Source organism: Sphingomonas yunnanensis, from assembly GCF_019898765.1.
Lineage (GTDB): Bacteria > Pseudomonadota > Alphaproteobacteria > Sphingomonadales > Sphingomonadaceae > Sphingomonas > Sphingomonas yunnanensis.
Window position 1 is genome coordinate 23340 of record NZ_JAIOKB010000011.1, and the last position, 16715, is coordinate 40054.

13 protein-coding genes are annotated in these 16715 nt (G+C 71.4%); 4 read left to right on the forward strand and 9 right to left on the reverse strand.

Annotated elements, in window-relative coordinates; translation table 11 throughout:
• Positions 1–42 precede the first annotated feature (42 nt).
• On the forward strand, positions 43–441 hold the full coding sequence (locus K7957_RS19625; protein WP_223014523.1) for a hypothetical protein: 399 nt from the start codon (positions 43–45) through the stop codon (positions 439–441).
• A gap of 152 nt (positions 442–593) precedes the next feature.
• Here K7957_RS19625 and K7957_RS19630 read toward each other — a convergent pair whose 3' ends face one another.
• Together K7957_RS19630 and K7957_RS19635 are read right to left on the reverse strand one after the other, a co-directional pair.
• Positions 594–1382 (reverse strand): DeoR/GlpR family DNA-binding transcription regulator, encoded by a 789-nt coding sequence (locus tag K7957_RS19630; protein ID WP_223014524.1) that lies wholly within the window; start codon positions 1380–1382, stop codon positions 594–596.
• The gene (locus tag K7957_RS19635; RefSeq protein ID WP_223014525.1) at positions 1379–2911 is read right to left on the reverse strand and encodes a glycerol-3-phosphate dehydrogenase; all 1533 of its coding nucleotides are present in this window, start codon (positions 2909–2911) and stop codon (positions 1379–1381) included. Before K7957_RS19635 ends, K7957_RS19630 begins: the two co-directional genes overlap by 4 nt.
• Positions 2912–3021: 110 nt before the next feature.
• Here K7957_RS19635 and K7957_RS19640 point away from each other — a divergent pair, with 110 nt between their 5' ends.
• Together K7957_RS19640 and glpK are read left to right on the forward strand one after the other, a co-directional pair.
• Positions 3022–3825: an MIP/aquaporin family protein gene (locus K7957_RS19640; protein WP_223014526.1), complete on the forward strand. Its 804-nt coding sequence runs from the start codon at positions 3022–3024 to the stop codon at positions 3823–3825.
• An 11-nt stretch (positions 3826–3836) separates the two neighbouring features.
• Positions 3837–5333 carry a glycerol kinase GlpK gene (glpK, locus tag K7957_RS19645; RefSeq protein WP_223014528.1) on the forward strand — a complete coding sequence of 499 codons (1497 nt, stop codon included), beginning with the start codon at positions 3837–3839 and terminating at the stop codon, positions 5331–5333.
• Positions 5334–5428: 95 nt separating this feature from the next.
• On the opposite strand, the gene K7957_RS19650 is transcribed toward glpK, so the two are convergent.
• Positions 5429–6442: an inorganic phosphate transporter gene (locus tag K7957_RS19650; protein WP_223014530.1), complete on the reverse strand. Its 1014-nt coding sequence runs from the start codon at positions 6440–6442 to the stop codon at positions 5429–5431.
• A gap of 9 nt (positions 6443–6451) precedes the next feature.
• Entirely contained in the window at positions 6452–7096 is a 645-nt protein-coding gene (locus K7957_RS19655) for a DUF47 domain-containing protein (RefSeq protein ID WP_223014532.1), read from the reverse strand.
• A 227-nt stretch (positions 7097–7323) separates the two neighbouring features.
• On the opposite strand from K7957_RS19655, the gene K7957_RS19660 reads away from it, so the two are divergent.
• The gene (locus K7957_RS19660; protein ID WP_223014534.1) at positions 7324–7845 is read left to right on the forward strand and encodes a ferritin-like domain-containing protein; all 522 of its coding nucleotides are present in this window, start codon (positions 7324–7326) and stop codon (positions 7843–7845) included.
• Positions 7846–8176: 331 nt separating this feature from the next.
• On the opposite strand, the gene treY is transcribed toward K7957_RS19660, so the two are convergent.
• The 5 genes from treY to K7957_RS19685 all read right to left on the reverse strand — a co-directional run bounded on the left by treY (position 8177) and on the right by K7957_RS19685 (position 16653).
• Positions 8177–10504, reverse strand: coding sequence for a malto-oligosyltrehalose synthase (gene treY, locus K7957_RS19665; RefSeq protein ID WP_223014536.1), 2328 nt, complete (start codon positions 10502–10504; stop codon positions 8177–8179).
• The gene (gene malQ, locus K7957_RS19670) at positions 10501–12387 is read right to left on the reverse strand and encodes a 4-alpha-glucanotransferase (RefSeq protein ID WP_223014539.1); all 1887 of its coding nucleotides are present in this window, start codon (positions 12385–12387) and stop codon (positions 10501–10503) included. Before malQ ends, treY begins: the two co-directional genes overlap by 4 nt.
• A complete protein-coding gene (gene treZ, locus K7957_RS19675; RefSeq protein ID WP_223014540.1) occupies positions 12384–14069 on the reverse strand; it encodes a malto-oligosyltrehalose trehalohydrolase in 1686 nt (561 codons plus the stop codon). The genes malQ and treZ overlap by 4 nt, the downstream gene beginning before the upstream one ends.
• Entirely contained in the window at positions 14066–16168 is a 2103-nt protein-coding gene (gene glgX, locus K7957_RS19680) for a glycogen debranching protein GlgX (protein WP_246617317.1), read from the reverse strand. Before glgX ends, treZ begins: the two co-directional genes overlap by 4 nt.
• An 86-nt stretch (positions 16169–16254) precedes the next feature.
• The gene (locus K7957_RS19685; RefSeq protein ID WP_223014543.1) at positions 16255–16653 is read right to left on the reverse strand and encodes a DUF2934 domain-containing protein; all 399 of its coding nucleotides are present in this window, start codon (positions 16651–16653) and stop codon (positions 16255–16257) included.
• Positions 16654–16715 lie beyond the last annotated feature (62 nt).

Sequence of the window (16715 nt, forward strand, 5' to 3'; positions counted from 1 at the left end):
GTTCCCTTGCTCTGCGGACGATAGGCGGCGCGAGGTGGTATGATGCTGAGAGCGAGCGTGGCGATGGCGATGGTGGCGCTGCTCGCGGCGGCACCAGCGTCGGCGAAGCGCAAGACGCCGGACGCGGAGCTCGCCGAGCTGCTCAGGGGCCGCACCGCCGAGCCGGCGGTGCGCTGCATCACGCCAACGACCAACGACTCGCAGCGGATCGTCTCGGGCAAGGCGATCGTCTATGGCAATGGCCGTCGGATCTGGGTCAATGTCCCGATCGGCCGGCTCGACACGATGCGCTGGGACGATGTGCTGGTGACGGAGCGCTTCGGCAGTCAATTGTGCCGCAACGACCAGATCCGCATCGTCGACCGTTTCTCCCGTGTGCCCCGGCCTATCCTTCGGCTGGGCGACTTCGTGCCCTATGTGAAGGCGCCCGCGCGGCGGTGAGGGGCCAATTTGCCTACCAGCGTCATCCTGAACTCGTTTTAGGATCCACCGGACGGCATACGCATCGGTCGCGGTGCTAGCGGCCGGGTGAATCCTGAAACAAGTTCAGGATGACGCCCCATCTGGCGTTTCATCAGCGACTTGCCGCCCGCTCACCCCGCCTCGATCACCTGCACGCCACACTCGTGACAGGCGCGCCGTAGCTCCTCAGGCAACGGCTGGTCGGTAACGAGATAGTCCACCATGCCGAGTCGCCCGACCCGCACCGGCGCCGCGCGTCCGACCTTCGAGGCATCGACCACCAGGATCACCTGGCGTGCGTTGCGCGCGATCGTCTGGGTGACCTGCACTTCGTCCGCGGCGAAGTCGAGCAGGCTGCCGTCGGCGTCGATCGCCGAGGCGCCGATCAGCGCGACGTCGACCTTGAAGCTCTCGATGAAACGCATCGCGAGCGCGCCCACCACCGCGCGGTCGCCGCGCCGGACATGCCCGCCGACCACCACCAGATCGATCCCGTCATGTCCGTCGAGCAGGTCGATGACGTTGAGGTTGTTCGAGATCACCAGCAGGTCGCGGTGTGCGACCAGCTGCCCCGCGACCGCCTCGGTGGTGGTGCCGATGTTGATGAAGAGCGAGGCACCGTTCGGGACCAGCGCGGCCGCCGCGGCGCCGATCGCCGCCTTGGCGCCCGTCGCGACGTCGCGACGCTTGGCGTAGGCGAGATTATCGACGCCGGAGGTCACGATCGCGCCGCCGTGCACCCGCGACAGCAGCGCGCGCCGGGCCAGCACGTTGAGGTCGCGCCGGATCGTCTGCGGGGTGACCTCGAAGCGGGCAGCGAGATCGTCGACGGTCACGCGCCGCGCGCCGCGCGCCAGCGCGAGGATGCGGCGGTGACGCTCGGCGGCGGGATCGCCTCCGTCGGGCGCGTCCGCGCTCATGCCGGCGCCGCGGCGCGCGCGAGATAGGCGTCGATCCGCTCGGCGGTGCCCGGCGCGACGTGGAGGCCGAGCTTGCTGCGGCGGTAGAGCACGTCCTCGGCGGTGCGCGCCCACTCGGTCGCGACGAGATAGTCGAGCTCGCGCGCGGTCAGCCCCGCGCCGAAATCCTCGCCAAGGTCGGCCGTGGAGCGAGTGTCGCCGAGCAGCGCGCGTGCCTCGGTCCCATAAGCGCGCGCCAGCCGGCGCAGCAGCGCGCGGTGGTGCGCGGGATAGTCGCGCGCCAGCGAGCCGACGAGCGTCTCGAACGCCTCGGCGGGAAAGTCGCCCCCGGGCAGCGTCGCGCCCGCGGTCCAGGCGCCGCCGGCATGGGGGAAGGTCTCGGCAAGCGCCGCCATCGCATGCTCGGCGAGCTTGCGATAGGTGGTGATCTTGCCGCCGAAGATGCTCAGCATCGGGGCGTTCTCGTTGGCGCCGGCGGTGCCACGATCGAGGTCGAGTACATAGTCGCGCGTCACCGCCGAGGCGCTGGCCGCCTTGTCGTCGTACAGCGGGCGGATCCCGGCATAGCTCCACACGATCTGCTCGCGCGACACCGGCGCGGCGAAATAACGCGCGATCGTCTCGAGCAGATAGTCCGTCTCATGCGGCGCGATCGCGGCGCGACCGGGTGCGCCCTCCCATGGCTCATCGGTGGTCCCGACCAGGGTGAAGTCGCCCTCGTACGGGATGGCGAAGACGATGCGGCGGTCGGGGTTCTGCAGCATGAAGGCGTGATCGCCGGCGTAGAGCCGGGGCACGACGATATGGCTGCCCTTGACCAGCCGCACCCCGCGATCGTCGCGCGCGTGCGGCACGCGCGAGAGGATATCGGCGACCCACGGCCCCGCGGCGTTGACCAGCGCGCGCGCGGTAAGGGTGCGCTCGCCGCGCCCGTCCGCGATCGTCGCGCGCCAGCCGCCCCCCGCGCGCTCGGCGTCGACCAACCGGGTGCGCGTGAGCACCGTCGCGCCGCGGTCGGCGGCGTCGCGCGCGTTGAGCACGACCAGCCGGCTGTCCTCGACCCAGCAGTCGGAATAGACGAAGGCGCGGCCGTGCTGGCGCAGGCCGTCGCCGCGCGGGTCGTTCGCGAGCCGGATCGTCTCGGTGGCGGGCAGGCGCTCGCGCCCGCCGAGATGGTCGTAGAGGAACAGCCCGGCGCGCACCATCCAGGCCGGCCGCGGCGAGTTCGTCTGCGGCAGCACGAAGCGCAGCGGCCAGATGATGTGCGGCGCCATCGCCCACAGCCGCTCGCGCTCGATCAGCGCCTCGCGCACCAGCCGCACCTCGCCATATTCGAGGTAGCGCAGCCCGCCGTGGATCAGCTTGGTCGAGGCCGAGGAGGTGTGCGCGGCGAGATCGTCCTGCTCGACCAGCGTCACGCGCAGGCCGCGACCGGCCGCGTCGCGCGCGATCCCGGCGCCGTTGATCCCGCCGCCGATCACCAGCAGGTCGGTGTCGAAGCCGTCGCGTGTCTCGTTCCCGCTCTGCATGGCGCGATTATGAGCCGCGGTGCCCTGGACTTCAAACGAAGATGTTGACGTTCGTTCGAACCCGGCGGACAAAAGTCGGCGACGGCCACCACGGTCGCGGGGAGAGGGACATGGCGGAGGAAGCGGCGCCGGCGGTCAGCAAGCTGCGCGGCGAGCTGATCTCGGAGATGCTCGCGGTGGCGATCATCATGACGCTAGGCGACTCGGCCGCGGCGATGATCACGCTCTACGATCCCAGCCCCTATGCCACCGCCTATTGGGGCGTCTGTATCGCCTGGGGGCTCGCGGTGACGATCGCGATCTACGTCACCGGCGCGGTCTCGGGCACGCACGCCAACCCGGCGGTCACACTGGCGCTGACGCTGTTCCGCGACTTCCCGCGCCGCAAGGTGCTGCCCTACGTGGTGGCGCAGGTGGTCGGCGCGATGATCGGGGCAGCGCTGGTCTACCAGATGTTCGGCCCGGTGATCGACGCCTATAACGTGAGCCACGCGCTCACCCGCGCGGAGGGCGGCGCGGCGGGCGTCTTCTTCACCGCGCCGGGGCTGCACATCACCGCGGTCCACGCTTTCTGGGACGAGGTGGTGCTCACCGCGATCCTGCTGCTCGGCATCTTCGCCATCACCGACGAGTTCAACACCTCCGCGCCCATGGCCAACGCGAGCGCGCTGATCATCGGCCTGCTGGTGGCGTGCATCGGCGCCTCGGCGGGCTTCCTCGAGGGCTGGCCGATCAATCCCGCGCGCGACTTCGGGCCGCGGCTGTTCTGCTGGCTGCTCGGTTGGGGTCCGTCGGCCTTTCCCGGCCCGGACCATTATTGGTGGGTGCCGATCGCCGGGCCGCTGGTGGGTGGCGTCGTCGGTGCGGGGCTCTATCAGTTCCTGGTCAAGCCGTACCTGCCGCGACGGCGCTGAGGAGAGGGATCATGGCCGAACCGAAGAACCACGTGCTGGCGATCGACCAGGGCACCACCTCCACCCGCGCGATCGTCTTCGACCGCGACGCGCGCCCGGTCGCCACCGCGCAGACCGAGTTCGCGCAGCATTATCCCGAGGGCGGCTGGGTCGAGCACGATCCCGAGGATATCTGGCGCGACACGCTCCAGGTCGCGCGCGACGCGATCGCGCAGAGCGGTGCCGGTGCCAAGGGCGTGGCCGCGATCGGCATCACCAACCAGCGCGAGACCGTGGTGGTATGGGACCGTGCGAGCGGCGCGCCGATCCACCGCGCGATCGTCTGGCAGGACCGCCGGACCGCCAGGCTCTGCGCCGAACTCAAGGCGGCCGGGCACGAACCCGCGGTGCGCGCCAAGACCGGGCTGCTGATCGACCCCTATTTCTCCGCCACCAAGCTCGCCTGGATCCTCGATCACGTCGAGGGCGCGCGGGCGAGGGCGGAGCGCGGCGAGCTGGCGTTCGGCACGATCGACAGCTTCCTGCTGTGGCGGCTGACCGGAGGGCAGGTGCACGCCACCGACGTCACCAACGCCGGCCGCACCCTGCTCTACGACATCCGCGCGCAGCGCTGGGACGAGGAGTTGTGCCGGCTCTTCGACGTGCCCATGGCGCTGCTGCCCGAGGTGCACGACAACAGCCGCGTCTTCGGCCACACTGCCGAGGGCCTGTTCGAGGTCGCGATCCCGATCGCGGGCATCGCGGGCGACCAGCAGGCCGCGCTGATCGGCCAGGCCTGTTTCGACACCGGCATGGCGAAGTCGACCTACGGCACCGGCTGCTTCCTGCTGCTCAACACGGGGGCCGAGGCGATCGAGTCGGAGCACCGGCTGCTGACCACGCCGGCCTATCGGCTCGACGGCACGATGACCTATGCGCTGGAGGGCTCGATCTTCGTCGCCGGGGCGGCGGTCAAATGGCTGCGCGATGGCATCGGCGTGATCACGCATGCGCGCGAGACCAACGACATGGCGACGCAGGTGCCCGACAGCCACGGGGTCTACATGGTCCCGGCGTTCGTCGGGCTCGGCGCGCCGCACTGGGACCCGGACGCGCGCGGCGCGATCTTCGGGCTGACGCTCGGCGCCACCCAGGCGCATCTCGCGCGCGCCGCGCTGGAGGCGGTGGGCTATCAGACGATGGACCTCACCGCCGCGATGATCGCCGACGGCGGCGCCGCACCGGCGACGATCCGGGTCGACGGCGGCATGGCGGCGAACGACTGGCTGTGCCAGTTCCTCGCCGATCTGCTTCAGGTAGCGGTCGAGCGGCCGGTGCATCTCGAGACCACCGCGCTGGGCGCCGCCTTCCTCGCCGGACTGGCGACAGGGGTCTGGGCCGATCTCGACGCGGTGCGTGCCACCTGGGCGCGGCGCGACTGTTTCGAGCCGCGCATGGCGGCGGCGGACCGGGAGCGCCTGGTGGCCGGCTGGAAGGTCGCGGTGGCGAAGACGCTGACGACGGGGTGAGGGGGGGCGGCGCGTTCCACTCTCCCGCCGTCATCCTGAGACGAGTCCAGGACGACACCCTTCGATGAAGCAACGCGGCGCGCGCGCCAACCCTCTCAGAACAGCAGCGTCACCGAGTAGACCAGCGCGCCCACAGCGGCGGAGGCGGGGATGGTGATCACCCACGCCACCACCACGTTCTTGGCCACGCCCCAGCGCACCGCCGAGGCGCGCCGCGCCACGCCCGCGCCGATGATCGAGCCCGTGATCGTGTGCGTGGTCGACACCGGGATCCCGAGCGTCGACGCGCCGAACAGCACGATCGAGCCCGCGAGGGAGGCGCTGAAGCCCTGGTGCTGCGACAGCCGCGTGATACGCGAGCCCATCGTCTCGATGATCCGCCACCCGCCGGTCATCGTGCCCAGCCCGATCGCGACATAGCAGCTGATCGCGACCCAGTGCGGCACCGCGAACGGCCCCGTCAGACGGCCCGTCGAGTAGAGCAGGACGGTGATGATCCCCATCGTCTTCTGCGCGTCGTTGAGGCCGTGGCTGAGCGAGTAAGCGGCCGACGACACCAGGTGCAGCACGCGGAACGAGCGCTCCGCCTGGTTCGCGGTGCGGCGGCGCAGCGCCCAGCTCGACAGCAGCATGACGAGCATCGCCAGGACCATCCCGATCGTCGGCGAGAGCACGATCGCGATCAGCGTCTTGTTGAGCCCGGCCCATTTCACGCCCGACAGTCCGGCATGCGCCACGCCGGCGCCGATCAGCCCGCCCACCAGCGCGTGGCTGCTCGACGAAGGGATGCCCTTCAGCCAGGTGATGACGTTCCACGTCATCGCCCCGCCGAGTGCGCCGAAGATCACCGCGGGCGTCACCACCTCCTGCGCGATCAGCCCCTTGCCGATCGTCTCGGCGACGGCGTGGAGGCTCGGCACCGCCAGCGTCAGGAAATAGGCGGCGAAGTTGAAGAAGGCGGCGAACACCACCGCCTGAACCGGCGACAGCAGCCGAGTCGCGACCACGGTGGCGATCGAGTTGGCGGCGTCGTGCAGCCCGTTCAGATAATCGAACGCCAGCGCGACCAGGATGAGGCCGACCAGCAGCGGAAAGGCGAGCTCGTGCATGGCCGCGGCTCAGGCGTGATCGATGACGATGCCATCGATCTCGTCGGCGACGTCCTCGAAGGCGTCGAGCACGCGCTCGAGATGCTTGTACAGCTCGCGCTCCACCACGAAGCGCAGCGTGTCGGTGCGGCCGAACGCGCCCAGCGAGCGCTTCAGCCCGGCGGCGTGCATCTCGTCGGCGCGGCCCTCGATGCGGATCAGCTGCTCGGTGAAGTCGTGCAGCGCGGCGCCGTTGCGGCTGACGTCGCGCAGCAGCGGCATCGCCGCGACGGCGAGCTCGGCCGCCTCGACCGCGGCGGCGGCCATCTCGCGCATCTCGGGCGCGAACTCGCGCACCTGGTAGAGGTCGATCGCGGCGGCGGCGGCCTGCATCTCGTCGACCGTGTCGTCGAGCGCGCCGATCAGCGTGGCGATCGCGCCGCGGTCGAACGGCGTCAGGAAGGTCGAGCGCACCGTCTTGAGCACGTCGCGGGTGATGTCGTCGGCGTCATGCTCGCGCGCGATGATCTCGGCGATCATCGCGGCGGGATCGCCCTCGCCACCGACCAGCCGGGCGAGCGCGCGCGCGCCCGCCAGATCGATCGCGGCGTGCGCCTCGAACAGCTCGAAGAAATTACCCGTCTTCGGCAGAAGACGCTGGAACCAAGCGAACATCAAACTCCCATCCCCACCCGAAGGTGCTCACATCCCGGTAGCCCGAAGCACGAGTTGCGCGCGGCGCCAAGCGAAACCGAGCGGGGCCATGGCGGAGGGATGTGACACTTGGGTTGCAGCGCCCTGCGCCCGTCCGCCCCGAAAACCGATAACCTGCATCAAAGGTATTGAATTTAAAGGAACATCCGGTGCCGCGCCAGCTTGATCGGGGCAGCAAGGAGAGACGCATGGCAAGCTATTCCAACGACGTGGTTCAGTCGGTGTTCGTGACCGGGCTGAAGAATGCGCACGGAGTCGAGCATCAGGCGCTGGCGTTGCTCGACCGCCAGCTCGACCACCTCGCCAACTATCCCGAGGTCGCCGCGCAGCGGCGCCAGCATCGCGCCGAGACCGAGGAGCAGATCCAGCGGTTGGAGGAGATCCTCGCCGGTTTCGGCGAGACCCACTCGGTGCTCAAGGACGCGGCTTTGTCCTTCACCGGCAACATGGCGGCGCTGGCGCACGTCTTCGCGCCCGACGAGATCCTCAAGAACAGCTTCGCCAATTTCGCCTTCGAGAATTTCGAGGCGGCGAGCTACAAGTCGCTGCTGACGCTGGCGGACGCCGGCGGGTTCCAGCAGCCTGTGTCGCTCCTGACGGCCTCGCTCAACGAGGAGCTGGCGATGGCGGCCTGGGTCGACGAGCATAACGCCGAGCTCACGCTGAAATACGTGGAGCGCCGCGCCGCGGGCGAGACGGCGAGCCACTGAGGCGGGTGGGACTCAACATCCGGGGCGTGATGGGGTGCGCGGTCAAGTGACGGCGGTGCTGGGCTTTCGCCGCGAAGGTCGGCCCGCCGACGGGCGCGAATGTTGCGAATGTTGAGTCGCCGGCGCGATCCGCGCGAACGTTGAGTCCGGCGCGGGCAGCGCGCACGCGCGTGAGTGGTGGGCGTCGTCGGACATGATCGCGACCGGCGACGATGAGACAGAGCCGCCCGAGTGTGGCAGGCGCGCGCGGCGTAGGACAGTGGCAGCGTGAAGGCGCAAATCCTCCCCGTACCGGGGAGGATTTTGCCTCCCCGTTCTCAGCTGCTTCCGCTCACACCACCGCGACCGACACCGGCCCCTCGGCGAACAGCGCGCCCGCCGCGATCTCCTCGCCCGAGGCGAAGCGCACGCGCGTGTCGGCCCAGTCGGTCGTCCCATGCAACGCCACCGCGCAGCGCAGCGTGCGGTCGTCGCCGCGGCGCTCGAACGCGAGCAGGTGCCCGGCGCGCGCGCCGCTCGCCGAGGCGGCGGCATAGTCTCCGTCGCGGAACAGCGCCGGATGCGCGCGCCGCAGCGCCAGCAGCTCCGCGATCAGCCGCAGCTTCGCCGGCGCCTCTCCCTCGATCAGATGCGCGCGCCGCGCATAGTCCACCGCGCGCCGGTTGTCGGGATCGACCAGCGAGAGGTCGGCCAGCTCGGTCCCCTGGTACAGGTCGGGCACGCCCGGCAGCGTGTAGCGCAGCAGCACCTGCGCCAGCGTGTTCGCCTCGGCGATCGGGCGCAGGGCGGCGAGCAGCGCCACCACCTCCGACACGAACGCCGCGTCGGCGAGCCAGCGGTCGAGCAGCGCGTCGGCGGCAGCCTCATAAGCCTTGTCTGGCGCCTCCCACGAAGAGCGCAGCTTGGCCTCGCGCAGCGCCTTCTGCTGCCACCCCTTCACCCGCTCGGCGAAGTCGCCGCCGGGGCCATCGTCGGGCCAGGCGCCGACCAATGTCTGGAGCAGCATATAGGCGTCGGCGGGATCGACCGCCTCGTCCTCGTCGACCCGGCGCAGCGCGAACGTGCGCCACGCCTCGGGTCGCGCGCTCACCGCCGCCAGCCGCGCGCGCACGTCCTCGCCGCGCTTGTGGTCGTGCGTCGCGGTGGTGAGCATCGCGTGCGGCACCGCGCGCGCGCGCTCCTCCATCGCGGCGTGGAAGGCGGCGGGAGGCAGCGCGAAGGTCTCGGCGTCGAAGCCGACGTCGTTGCGCGAGAGCAGCCGGCCGTAACGATAGAAAGCGGTGTCCTCGACCGCCTTGGCCGCGATCGGCGCGGAGAGCTGCTGGAAGCGGCGCACCGCCTCGGCGGCGAGCGTCGTGTCACCGGGGCCGTCGCCGGCGAGCCAGGCGAGGACGCGGTCGGTGATCGGCGCCTCGCCCGGCGGGATCAGCTCGGCGACGCGGGCGCGGACCTGCGCGCGCACCGCCTCGTCGCTGGCGGGCGCGGCGTCGCCGGTGCCGTACGTACGATAGACCGGGAAGACCCAGAGCAGCCGCTCGATCGCGCGGCGCAGCGCGGCGGGGGCGACGCCGTCGCCGCCGGGTGCGCTCGCGGCCAGCGCGGCGAAGGCGGCGACGCAGCCGTCGAGCTGGCCCGCGAACTGCCACGACAGCAGGTCCTGCCGCGCCTGGAACTCCTCGGGCTCGAAGGTCGCGCTTCGCCCGCTGATCTCCTCCCACAAGGCGCCGAGCGGTTCGGCGCCGGCGGGATCGTGGAGCAGCGCGGTGACCTGCTCCATGAAGTCGTAGCCGCTGGACCCGTCGATCGCCCAGCCCTCGGGCTGCGGCTCGCCAGCGCCGAGAATCTTCTCGACGATGATCCAGGTCTCGGCGCCCAGCCGCGCGCGCAGCCTTTGGCAATAGCCGATCGGGTCGCTCAGCCCGTCGACATGGTCGACCCGGACGCCGTCGATCAGCCCCTCGTCGTGGAGGCGAAAGTAGAGCGCGTGCGTCGCCTCGAACACCGCGGGGTCCTCGGCTCGCACGCCGGCGAGCTCGTTGATGGTGAAAAAGCGGCGCCAGTTGAGCTGGTCGTTGGCGGTGCGCCAGTAAGCAAGCCGATAGTATTGGCGCTCGAGCAGCGGGGCGAGCGGGCTGGTCTCGGCGCCGTCCTGATCCTCGTCGCGGATCGGGAAGCGATGCTCACCATAGGCCACCACTTCCCAGCGGTCACCGCCGCGCTCGACCGCGATATCGCCCTCGGCCAGCGCCTCGGACAAGGGGGCGCCGAGCACCGGCAGCACGATCCGCTCGCGCCAGTCGATGTCGAAGACGCGCGCGTGCGGGCTGTCCGGGCCGCGCCGGAGGACGTCGTTCCACCACGCGTTGTGGCCGCCGGCGACGCCCATGTGGTTGGGGACGATGTCGATGATCACGCCCATGTCGCGCGCGCGCAGCGCGGCCACGAGTGAGCGGAACGAGTCCTCGCCGCCGAGCTCGGGATTGATCCGGGTCGGGTCGGTGACGTCATAGCCGTGGGTCGAGCCCGGTGTCGCCACCGTGATCGGCGAGGCATAGACGTGGCTCACCCCGAGCCGGTCGAGGTACGGCACCAGCGCCTCGGCGTCGGCGAAGGTGAAATCCTGGTGAAATTGAAAGCGATAGGTGGCGCGCGGGGTCATCCGTGTCTCTCGGCGGTGAGCAGGTCGGTGCGGCGCGCGACGTCGCGCTGCGCGAGCAGCTGCTCGGTGGGGGCGGGGAGGCGGCGGCGCCAGTTCGGGTGCTCGTCGACCGTGCCGGGCAGGTTGGGCTGCTCCTCCTCGCCGAGCAGGTCCTCGACCGGCACGATCGCGAGCGGCGCGGGCGCGGCGGCGACGTGCGCGAGCACGCGGTCGAGCGGCGGCTCTTCCGGAAGTGCGCCGGTCTCGCCCATCGCCTGCCATAGTGCGGCGCGTTCCTCGCCGCGGTGCGCCTGGTCGGCGGCGGCGTCGGCGCGGCGCGAGCGGCGCCCGAGCCGCCACGCCCAGTCGATGTCGCGGCCCTTCCACCAGCCCGCGACCGTGGGGGTGTCGTGCGTGCCGGTCATCGCGACCGCCATCGCGTCCCATCCGGCGGGATCGGTGAACTTGCCGTCGGTGTCGCGCTCGAACGGCAGCACGCGCATGCCGAGCATGCAGCGCCGCGCGAGCTCGTCGCGGAAGCCGGGCGGGACCGTGCCGAGGTCCTCCGCGATCACCAGCGCGCCGGCGCGCTGCGCCTCGATCGCGACGATGCGGCGGAGATGGTCGCCGGGCATGGTGAGATAGGCGCCGCGATCGGCGCTCTCGCCCGCCGGGATGACCCAGAGCCGCTGGAGCCCGAGCGCGTGGTCGATGCGGATTCCGCCGGCATGCGCCAGCGTCGCGCGCAGCGTCTCGATGAACGGGCGGAAGCCGGTGCGCTCGAGCGCGAACGGGTCGAGCGCGGTGATCCCCCAGTTCTGCCCGTCCGGGCCGAGCGGGTCGGGCGGGGCGCCGACGGTGAGGCCGGTGAGCAGCTCGTCGCGCGCGCCCCAGGCGTGGCTGCCGCCGCCGTCCATGCCGACGGCGAGATCCGCGATCAGCCCGACTCGCATCCGCTCGCGCGCGGCGCGCTGCGCGGTGGCGAGGCCGAGGTCGGCGAGCCACTGGAGGAAGGCGTAGAAGGCGATGTCGTCGGCGTGCTCGGCGGCGAAGCGGATCACCGCCTCGGAGCGCGGCTCCTGATAGGCGCTCGGCCAGTCCTGCCAGCCGTGCCCGCCGAGATGGGCGTGAAGCGCGTCGAAGCGCGCGTGCGCCTCGAGCGCGGCGCCGCGCTGGCGGCGGAAGGCGAGCGCGGCCGAGCGCGCCGCCTCGCCGGCGAGATCATAGGCGCCGCGCAGCTGCTGGAGCCGATCGCGCGCCGCGCTCTCCCACTGGATCAGCGCGGGTGCGGGTGCGGGGGGCAGCGGCACGCCGATGACTCCGGGGTCGGCGAGCAGCACGTTGTGGAACAGCCGGGTCGACGGCGCATAAGGGCTGAAGCGCGTCGGGTCAGCGGGGAAGAGCGCGTGCGTCGGGCTGATCGCGAGCGCCTGCGCGCCCGCGCGGCCGAACGCCTCGGCGGCCTCGGCGAGCGCGCCGGCGTCGCCGAACGCGCGCGGCGTGCGCGACTGGAGCGCGGGGATCTGCACTGCGGCACCCCAGCAGCGCGGGGGCGGCTCGGGGCAGCGCCGCGGCGCGAGCGCGAGCGTGTACGCGCGGTCGCCGACCAGCAGGCGGTGGTAGCCGGCGCGGTCGACGGGCGGGAGCCTGCCGTCCGCGTCGCGCCGCGGGGTGGCGCGGCCGCCGTCCTCGAACTGGAGCTCGATCGCGCCGGTCGCGTCGGCGGGGAGGTCGATCGGGGTACCCGCGTCGGCGGAGAGGAGCGGGGTGTCGGGCGGCGTCGGGTCGAGCCGGTCGAGGATGGCGGCGAGCACGTCGTCGGGCACGCGCTGGGCCTCGCCGTCGGCGTCCTCCCAGTCACGGACGAGGCCGGCGGCTGCGGCGCGGGCGGCGACGTCGGTCACGCCTCCACCCAGGCGACGAAGCGCTCGCCCTCGCGCCACAGCACGCGATCGGGTGTCGGCAGGGGCGCGGGCGCGTCGCCGAGGTCGAGCGCGAGCGCCAGCGTGGTGCCGTCCCCGAGCTGCCAGCGCGCCTCCACCGCCGCCGCGCCGGTGGCGCGCGCGCCGAGCGGTATCGCGCCCTCCAGCCCGGGCACGATCCGCTCGGCGCGCAGCGCGAGCAGGTCGGCGTAGAGCGCGCGCCACGCCGCCGCGTGCGGCCCCGGCTCGGGCCGCGAGCGCTCGAACGTGGTCGCGGCGTTGGGATCGGGGATGCGCGCGCGCGCGGCCTCGTCGGCGAAGGCGTCGAACTTGGCGAATTCCTTGCGCCGGCCCTCGCGCACCGCGTCGGCGAGCTCGTCGTGGAAGTCGGTGAAGAACAGGAACGGCGTCTCGCTGCCGTCCGCGTCGCCCATGAAGAGCAGCGGCACCTGCGGGCACAGCAGCAGCAGCGCCGTGGCGGCGCGCAGCTTGTCGGGCGAGGTCAGCCGCGTCAGCCGCTCGCCCATCGCGCGGTTGCCGACCTGATCGTGGTTCTGGAGGAAGGCGACGAAGCGCGTCGGCGGCAGGTCCTTGCTCGGCGTGCCGCGCGGCCTGCCGTCGTGGTTCTGCGACGGCTCGCCCTGGTAGATGAAGCCCTCCGCCAGGCAGCGCGCCAGCCGCTCCGCGGGTTGGTCGGCGAAGTCGCCGTAATATGCGCTCGTCTCGCCGGTCAGCAGCACGTGGAGGACGTTGTGGAAATCGTCGTTCCACTGCGCGTCGTAGCCGCCGTCGTGCAGCCGCCCGGCGTCGTTGCGCTCGTTCTCGAGCACGAGGTGGACATGGCGGCCCGGCAGCGTGGCGCGCAGCTCGGCCGCCATGGCGTCGAGGAAGTCGTCGTCGGCGATGGCGTGGACGGCGTCGAAGCGCAGCCCGTCGACGCGATAGTCGCGCAGCCACATCAGCGCGTTGTCGACGAAATAGCAGGCCACCGGCTCCGCCGACACGTTCACCGCGCCGCCCCAGGGCGTTTGGACGGCCTCGTCGAAGAAGCTCTTCGCGTAGAGCCCGAGATAGTTACCGTCGGGGCCGAAATGATTGTAAACCACGTCGACGAAGACGCTCAAGCCCAGCCCATGCGCGGCGTCGACCAGCGTGCGCAGCTCGTCGGGCGTGCCATAGGCCTCGTGCAGCGCATACGGTAGGACGCCGTCATAGCCCCAGCCGCGCTCGCCGCCGTAGGCGCCGAGCGGCATCATCTCGATCGCGGTGGCACCGCTCGCGGCGATGGCGGCGAGCCGTTCGGTCACGCCCGCGAACCCGCCGAGCGCGCCGGCGTGGAGCTCGACGATCACCATCTCGTGCCACGGCCGCCCGCGCCACTGCGGATGCTGCCAGTCGAACGCGGCGTCGGTGACGACGCTCCAGCCGTGCACGCCGCCGTCCTGCCGCCGCGACGCCGGGTCGGGCACCACCTGGTCGCCGACGCGGAAGCGATAGCGCGCGCCCGCGCCGACCGTCGCCTCGGCGGCGTACCAGCCGTCGTCGCCCGCGGTCATAGCGATCGGCGCGCCCTCGGCGAGCTCGAGCGTCACCGCGGCGGCGTCGGGCGCCCACAGGCGGAAGCGCGTGCCGGTCCGCGTCGGTTCGGGACCCCAGGCCGTCATGACGGGAACGCGCTCCGCCACGTCAGCAGGACGGCGCCCTGCGGCGCGACCTCATACTGGTCATCGACCTCGATCTCGCCCTGCTCGGGCTTGGCGCTGTCGAGCAGCACCACGCGCTGCACCTGCGGCGCGGGCAGCTGGAAGGTGATCGGGTCGGCGCTGGCGTTGAGCAGCAGCGAGACCGCCTCGACCTCGCCATCCTCGGTGCGTGTCGCGCGACGCATCATCAGCGCGCGGCCCTCGGGATTGTCCCAGTCCTCGGGGGTCATGCGCTCGCCGCGCTCGTTCCACCATTCGACATCGTTGACGCCCTCGCCGGGCGAGTCCTCGCCGTAGAGGAAGGCCGCGGCGCGCAGGACAGGATAGCGCCGGCGCAGCTCGGTAAGCCGCGCGGTGAAGTCGATCTGGCGCTGACCGTCCTCGCTCGCCGCTGCCTTCCAGTCGAGCCAACTGATCTCAGTGTCCTGGCAATAAGCGTTGTTGTTGCCGTTCTGCGTGCGCCCGAACTCGTCGCCCGCGACCAGCATCGGCGTGCCGAGCGAGGCGAGCAGCGTGGTCAGCATCGAGCGCATCACGCGGCCGCGCGCGTCGTTGATCGAGGGATCGTCGGTCGGCCCCTCGGCGCCCCAGTTGCGCGAGTAGTTCTCGGAGTGGCCGTCGCGATTGTCCTCGCCGTTGGCCTCGTTGTGGCGGCCCTCGTACATTACCGTGTCAGCGAGCGTGTAGCCGTCGTGCGCGGCGAGCAGGTTGACGGTTGCCCAAGGCCGCCGCGCGCGGCGGTCGAACAGGTCGCCCGAGCCCGCCAGCCGTGCCGCGAGATCGCCGCGCTGCGCGGGATCGCCGCGCCAGTATTTGCGCACGGTGTCGCGGTACTTGTCGTTCCACTCGGCGAAGCCGGGCGGGAAGTTGCCGAGCTGATAGCCGCCGGGCCCGATATCCCACGGCTCGGCGATCAGCTTGAGCCGGCCGAGCACCGGGTCCTGCCGCAGCACGTCGAAGAAGGCCGCGCCGGGATCGAAGCCATAATCCTCGCGCCCGAGCGTCAGGCCGAGGTCGAAGCGGAAGCCGTCGATCCCGAAGCTCGTCGCCCAGTAGCGCAGCGAGTCGGCGACCATCTGGATCACGCGCGCCTTGCTCATGTTGAGCGTGTTGCCGGTCCCGGTGTCGTTGATCGTGTAGCGCGGATTATCCTGGACGAGGCGATAGTAACTGGCGTTGTCGAGCCCGCGCCACGACAGGGTCGGGCCGCGCTCGGACCCCTCGCAGGTGTGATTGTAGACGACGTCGAGGATCACCTCGATCCCGGCCTTGTGGAGCCGGTGCACCGCGCGGCGCAGCTCGTCCTGATGGTCCGACGCCATGTAGGACTGCTCGGGCGCGAAGAAGCCGAGCGAATTATAGCCCCAATAGTTACGCAGCCCCTTCTCCTGCAGGAAGCGGTCCTGCGTGAAGCTGTGGATCGGCAGCAGCTCGATCGCGGTGACGCCGATGCGCTGGAGGTGTTTGATCACCGCGGGATGGCCCAGCGCGGCATAGGTGCCGCGCTCGCGCGCTGGGACCAGCTCCATCAGCTTGGTCAGGCCCTTCACATGGGCCTCGTAGATCACCGTCTCGGACCAGGGCGTATTGGGTCGGCGGTCGCGCGACCAGTCCCAGTGATCGTCGACCACCATCGCCTTGGGCATGGCGGGGGCGCTGTCGCGCTTGTCGAACGACAGGTCCTCGCGCCGGTGGCCGATGCGATAGCCGTGCAGCGCGTCGGTCCATTTGATCTGCCCCTGGATCCGGCGCGCATAGGGGTCGAGCAGCAGTTTGTTGGGGTTGAAGCGATGGCCCTCCTCGGGGGCATAGCGACCGTGCGCGCGATAGCCGTAGACCAGCCCCGGCCCGGCGTCGGGAAGATAGCCGTGCCACACCTCGTCGGTGCACTCGGGCAGCATCAGCTTGCGCAGTTCACGCTTGCCCGCGGGATCGAAGACGCAGAGCTCGATCGCGTCGGCGTTGGCGGAGAAGACCGCGAAATTGACGCCCTCCCCGTCGAACGTGGCGCCGAGCGGATAGGGCGATCCCGGCGAGAGCCGGTCCGGCAGGTCGTGCAACATCATGCTCCCGACAGGAGAGGGCCGCACTATCGCGGCCGAGGAGGTAGGGTGTCTCGCGCCGGGGAGGGGCGCCGCGGCGCCCCTCAGGCGCGCTTGGTGCGGGGCCCCGGGCGCTTGGGCGCGGCCTCGGCACCCGGCGCCTTTGAGTCGGGCGACTTGGCGCCACGCGCGCGCGGCGACTTGCCCGCTGCGCCGTTGGCGCCGCTCGTCTCGGGGCTGCCCGAGGGGATGGTGGTGGCGGGCGAGTCCGCCGGCTCGTTGGCGAGCGGCCTGGTCAGCTCGGCGCCGGTGGTCTCGTCGCCCGAGGTTACCGCAGGCGTGTCGCCGCCGTCATGCGGCTCCGGCGTGTCGGCAGGCTGCTCGCCGGGGAACTCGTTCTGCGCGCGTTGCCAATGCTCGTCGTGCTTGCCGTGCGGCTCGCCCTCATCCTGCCAGAGGCGATAAGCGCGCTCGCGGATCTGTCCCTCGCGATCGTCCGACATGCCCGTTCCCTTTTTCCCGGTTCTCCGCGGCTGTAACTCCCGAGCCGCGGTTCCGTCGCAGG